The 3576-nt window shown below is 58.1% G+C and carries 3 protein-coding genes; all 3 read right to left on the minus strand.

Going from position 1 to position 3576, the window contains the following annotated elements:
* On the minus strand, window positions 1–1089 hold a 1089-nt coding region (locus tag VMU57_RS06195), incomplete at its 3' end, for a hypothetical protein (protein ID WP_325381762.1).
* A gap of 100 nt (window positions 1090–1189) precedes the next feature.
* Complete coding sequence (locus tag VMU57_RS06200) at window positions 1190–2590, minus strand: sigma-54 dependent transcriptional regulator (RefSeq protein WP_325381763.1); 1401 nt, start codon at window positions 2588–2590, stop codon at window positions 1190–1192.
* Window positions 2587–3576, minus strand: a 990-nt coding sequence (locus tag VMU57_RS06205) for a HAMP domain-containing sensor histidine kinase (protein ID WP_325381764.1), incomplete at its 5' end; no start/stop codon positions are given. The genes VMU57_RS06200 and VMU57_RS06205, both read right to left, overlap by 4 nt.

Genomic DNA, 3576 nt, shown 5'->3' on the forward strand with positions numbered 1-3576 from the left:
CTCGCCGCGGTAGCCGTTCGCGATATAGTGCGAGGCAGGGCCGGTCTGCTGCCACTCCCAATCATCTTCGCTGCGCATGTAGCCGCCGAGGATGTCCAGCTTGTCGAAGAACAAATAGTTGCCGAAGACGCCGGCTCGCCAGATGTTGGTTCGATAGGTGAATTCGTTACTGGCGCCCGCATTCTGTATTTGGTCTTTTGACCCGCGGTACATCATCACCGTGACGCCGCCGTCAGGGCCAAACCAGTAATCGGCATCGGCCCACACGTCCTTGGCATTTTTGGTGGATCCGCTCATAATCTCGCTGCCGTCGGCGTTCAGTCCGTTGGTCACCTTTGCAGAGATCCCAAAGATCCTTTGGAAGTAGTTCGAGGCATGCGTATATCCCGCGTCTACGCCGACCGGATGCTGATCGAGCGAGAAGTTGAGGGGATCGACGTTGGCGAGTGTAAATGAGGGGTCGGGAAACAGGTTGTAGAACATGGCCGCGCGTGTTCCCTCTCCCTCCTGCATGTGCATTTCGCCCACCTTGACGAAATAATTATTGTTGGCCCGGCCGCCCGTGTAGACACCAAAGCCTTGTTCCAGATCGCTCTCTCCATCCTGGTAGAGTTCATAGTGCGCAAAGTAAGAGAAGCCCGTCAGCGGAACAGTCGAGACATCAAACAGCGCGGCTTCGTCCAGGTTGAAGCTGGAACAGGAGGCGGACAGCTGCGTGTCACTGGGGCACATGGTAACGGGAGAGGCGGAGGTGACGGACCCTGGATCAGCCACCGTTTTGTCCTCAGTGAAGCTGGCCTGCAGGATGAGCGCCATAGTATTGGTGAGACTGAACCGGATGTCTTTGTCCAGTGCGCTGACTTTGGGCGCCGCCTTGGTGCCGTCCATCTCGTCCGGCGGCATCCGGTAGCCGAGACGCTTGAACATGTAGCCGTTCTTATTCAACGCGGGGGGAATGGTGTGGCAGGTGTAACACTTGACGCCAAATTTCCGGGCGAACGCTGGAATCGCGTTCCCTGGTTGGGGCATCAGCAGGACGAAGCAAAACAGCGCCAGGGCCGCCTTCAGGCCTGGAGTCAAGACTTTCATGGGCAGGGCTCCTGCCTTTCCCTAAGGCACGCCTGAGACCAGAATAAATATCTTTTATTCGCAATGGCTTACGGCGCCTGATTCGACATTGGTGGGGATTTCATTCCCCGTTCTCTGCTTCCCGCTGGGGAGCGGATTCCCCAGCTTTCTGCTCTTTCTCTCGGTTCAAAAGCGCGTAAAATGTCTTCCTATCGACACCGGCTTCTCGTGCGGCCGCACTCACATTGCCGCCACAACGGGTTAAGACAGCTTGCGCGTAGGATGCTTCAAAGCTCGACAGATATTGTTCCCGGGCATCCTTCCAGGGAAGCGCCGATAGGCTGCTGACGGCTTCTACCTTGGGAGAATCCTCTTCGAGATCTTCCGGCCCCAGCACGCCGCCCGGATGCAAGGCAGTCAGCCGTTCCATGACGTTCTTGAGTTGGCGCACGTTGCCCGGCCACCGCTCGCAAAGCAGCGCCTCGTAGAATCGCGGCGAAGCGGACAGGCTCTTGCCGTAGCGGCGGGAGAACCGTTCCAGGAAGAAGCGCGCCAGATGCTGGATGTCCTCCGGACGTTCCCGCAAGGGCGGAATCTTCACCGTGACCACGCTCAAGCGGTAGAAAAGTTCCTCGCGAAAGGTTCCGGCCTTGATTTTGGCCATCAAGTCCTGGTTGGTGGCGCATAGGATGCGGCACTCAACGCGCACTGGAGTGAGACCACCGAGCCGCCGGAGCACTCGTTCTTCAGCAAAGCGAAACAGGCGCGTTTGCAGCTCCACCCCCAGGTCACCGATTTCATCCAGAAACAGCGTGCCTCCGTCCGCGGATTCGATCAGCCCCTTTTTGGTGCGATCCGCGCCCGTAAAGGCGCCGCGCTCGTAGCCGAACAACTCGCTTTCAATCAGCGATCCCGGCATGGCGCTACACTCCACTGGCACGAACGGGCCGTCCTTTCGCCGGCTCTGCTGATGGATAAATCGCGCCATGACCTCTTTGCCTGTGCCGCTTTCACCCAGAATCATGACCGTTGCGTCGGTTGCAGCGGCGCGACGACATTTTTCCATCTGATCCAGCATCGCGGCACTGCGGGTTTGCGCTGCATCCGCCTCGCCCAGCGCTTCCAGGCGATCCTTCAGAGTTTCGACTTCATGCTTTAACGAGGTATGGGAGAGTGCTCGCTTCACCACCAGCAGAAGATCCTCTCGCTTGAAAGGCTTCTGCAAATAGTCGAATGCGCCGTTGCGCATTGCCAAAACAGCGCCTTCGACAGATCCAAATGCAGTGAGAAAGACGATCGTAAGTCCCGGATGGGCCTCGTGCAGGCGAGCAAAAACTTCTTCACCGGACATCTGCGGCATGCGAATGTCGAGTAGAACCAAGTCCGGCGGGCTGGCCATGCATTCGTCCAGTCCAATTTTCGGATCGGTAAACGTGGAGATGGTTGTTGCCGACGAGCGCAACATCCGTTGGATGTTTTCTCCCAGGGCCGCTTCATCGTCAATGACATAAATGCGGCTCATTCTGTTGCTCCTCCGACAAACCAATGATACGGTTGGCCACGTGTAAAACGCGCCGGGGGCAGCTCAACGACAAAACTGGCGCCGCCGTCGTTTCTCGTCTCATAACGAACTCGGCCATCGTACATATCCAACAAACTAGCGGCGAGAAACAATCCCAGCCCTAGTCTTTCGCGACCGGCACCGCTTGAGACGAATGGCTCGAAAAGATGTTCACGAATACTTTCTGGCACTCCGGGTCCGTTGTCTTCAATCTTCAACACGACCTTCGCGCCAGCGGTTCGATAGGGCTCTATCCGCGCCCAGATGATGGCGTCCTTACGCCCTTCCAGCGCATGCAGCGCATTGTTCAACAAACCACGGACGACTTCGCCGACAACGTGTTCAGGCACATCCACGAGAGGAGCTTCGGCGACCTCCTCCACCAGTGTTACTCCGCGGCTGTCGGCCGACGGCCGTAGAGCTTGCAGCGCTTCTTCCAAAGCCTTCTGCGGAATCGAGGGGTCGAAAATTTCGCCGCCGCGCTCGCGTCGCAGCGCCTGCAACAGGGTACTCGCAATCCTGCCCATGTAGCGGGACTCTTTCAGCATCTGCTGAAGATCTGCGCAGAGGGCAGCGTCTTCTTTGCGTTCATCCAGCAACACTTCAATGCGGCCCACCACAATTGCCAACGGATTGTTGAACTCGTGCATGAAGCCGGCTGTGAACTGGCCCAGCAGGGTGAGCTGGTGCGACAACCGCGCCTGCCGGTCGGCTGCCTGCAACTCCTCCCGCAAGCGGGACGTGCGGAACCGAACCGTATCCAATTGCAGCTTTAACTTCGCCGCTTCTTCCTCGGCGTTCGCTGCGCATGCACGCAGCCGGGCACGCTGGCGACGCATATAGAGTAGGGCTGGTAGCGGGGCAAGCAGCACGGCAAGAGTTACGAGGATGAGTTCAGAGAATGTGGAGCCCGGGTGAATCCACCACACGATTCCCATCGGCAGCAG

The sequence above is a fragment of the Edaphobacter sp. genome, assembly GCF_035532915.1.
Lineage (GTDB): Bacteria > Acidobacteriota > Terriglobia > Terriglobales > Acidobacteriaceae > Edaphobacter.